The following is a 1,970-nucleotide window of genomic DNA, read 5'->3' as shown; positions in this document are numbered from 1 at the left end:
CACTTTACTATTGAGCGCGCGATCAAATAACCCAGGCCACGTAACACGCGGGCGATATATTCAGCAAGCCCTATTTACACTTTTCCTCTGCGTAGAGTGACAAAAGAGGGTTAATTTTGGCTTCACAAAATATCAAGAATGAAAATTTAATGAAAATTTTTAAAGTTAGTTATAAGACTATGTATAACTGGTTGAATCGATGGGAAGATGAGGGAATGCTCGGATTATATAATAAACCAGGTAGAGGCAGAAAAGAAACATTTAATTCCGCACAATCAGATCAAATTAGAGACTGGGTAAAATTGCAACCCAAACAATTAAAGCAAGTAGTACAAAAAATCAAAAAAGAATGGTCTGTTAATATAAGTACAGAAACAATTAAGAGAATAATTAAAAAAAAAGGATGAGTTGGCATAGGATGCGTCGAGGTGTTGGCGGCAAGCCAGACCCCATAGAATACAAGGAAAAAAAAGAAAAGTTGTCAGAATTAAAACAATTAGAAGATGAGGGAAAAATTGATTTATACTATTTGGATGAGTCCGGATTTTGTGGCATCCCTTGTGTCCCTTATGGATGGCAAGATATTGGTGAATATTTGTCAATTGATAGTCGTAGAACAAAGCGTTTAAATGTCTTGGGAATCATGAATCGGCAAAACACTCGACCTGCTTATGTTTCAGAGCAGACTATTAATTCTGATGTAATCATAGCCTGCATAGATACTTTCTTTGATGTGGTGGAGCGGCCAACAGTTATTGTACTAGATCAAGCTTCTATCCATACTAGCAATGCCATTTTCGAGAAAATTGAAGAATGGAAAGAACGCGGTTTAACTATATTTGAATTGCCTACTTATTCACCTGAATTTAATTTAATTGAGATTTTGTGGCGGTTTATCAAATATCAATGGCTCGAAATAGATGCCTACTCTAGCTGGCCATCTCTTGTTTCATCTGTAGAAAGAATTCTTAAAGGATTTGGAGATAATTATGTAATTAATTTTGCTTAACTACTTACAGCCAAAAACACTCAAATTTCCATTGATGCTTCCCAATGGGCTTTACGCCTGAAAGCGTCAGCTTGCGGCGACAAATTGTATGCAGCCCTAGACGAGTTTCATCACTACACCAATAAGTGACTTTTTTATCTCAAGGGGTGACAAGAGGGCTGCAAATCAGGTAGAATAAGGGTTTGAGCCAACCGTCACCCCAAAAAATTGGGGGGTCGCTGCGACCCCCACACAAAATATATGTTCCCTCAATTATACCAAAAAGTTTTCGAGACGCATCTAAATCCTCGCCAGTATCTAACGCTACAATTGTTAGTGTTAATGTTACAAAGCTATCGAGATGTCAGCTTATCTACTTTAGCCAACAAGTTTCCACAACCGATAAAGTATGAAAGTCGAGTGAGAAATCTGCAACGGTTTTTAGACTTACCTCAACTGACAGCCAAGCTGTTGTGGTTTCCACTCATCAAACAGCTCCTCAAACAAGAGTTTCGCCGTCAACCGAGCAATCGATAACAACGAAGACGAGTCGAAAAACTCCAACTCATTCATCAAGGATATCTGTTTTTAATGGTCGATAGAACGCAATGGCAAGAGCGAAATTTAATCGTGTTAAGTTTAGCCTGGGGGAAGTATGCCATTCCCGTTTATTGGGAAATATTACCTAAAAAAGGAAGTAGTAGCTTGCACGAACAAAAAAAAGTTTTAACTCCAGTATTGCGGCTGTTGAAGCCTTATCCAGTTCTGGTCTTAGCCGACCGCGAATTTCACAGCGTCCAACTGGCTTCTTGGCTCAGGCAAAGGAAGATAGACTTCGCTTTGCGACAGAAAAAGGGCACTTGCATTGCCGATGATGGTGTCGTTTATCGAGCGCTCAAAGACTTAGGAATGAAAAATAAATAAGTTGATTAGTTATCGGTTATAATGTAAAAAGTGTGAGATTACAATTTTTACCAAAACA

At 38.5% G+C, this 1,970-nt stretch carries 4 protein-coding genes; all 4 read left to right on the top strand.

Annotated features, from left to right (window positions below):
* Positions 1-116 precede the first annotated feature (116 nt).
* Positions 117-407 (top strand): helix-turn-helix domain-containing protein, encoded by a 291-nt coding sequence (locus tag QUA03_RS28795; protein ID WP_333217128.1) that lies wholly within the window; start codon positions 117-119, stop codon positions 405-407.
* Positions 408-418: 11 nt separating this feature from the next.
* Positions 419-1,009 carry an IS630 family transposase gene (locus QUA03_RS28790; RefSeq protein WP_333217126.1) on the top strand — a complete coding sequence of 197 codons (591 nt, stop codon included), beginning with the start codon at positions 419-421 and terminating at the stop codon, positions 1,007-1,009.
* A 240-nt stretch (positions 1,010-1,249) separates the two neighbouring features.
* Entirely contained in the window at positions 1,250-1,525 is a 276-nt protein-coding gene (locus tag QUA03_RS29130; protein ID WP_445304889.1) for a hypothetical protein, read from the top strand.
* Positions 1,526-1,579: 54 nt separating this feature from the next.
* Complete coding sequence (locus QUA03_RS29125; protein ID WP_445304888.1) at positions 1,580-1,912, top strand: transposase; 333 nt, start codon at positions 1,580-1,582, stop codon at positions 1,910-1,912.
* The last annotated feature ends 58 nt before the right edge of the window (positions 1,913-1,970 follow it).

The organism is Microcoleus sp. S36b_A4 (assembly GCF_036700645.1).
GTDB lineage: Bacteria > Cyanobacteriota > Cyanobacteriia > Cyanobacteriales > Microcoleaceae > Microcoleus.
This window is presented reverse-complemented; position numbering and strand designations above follow the sequence as displayed.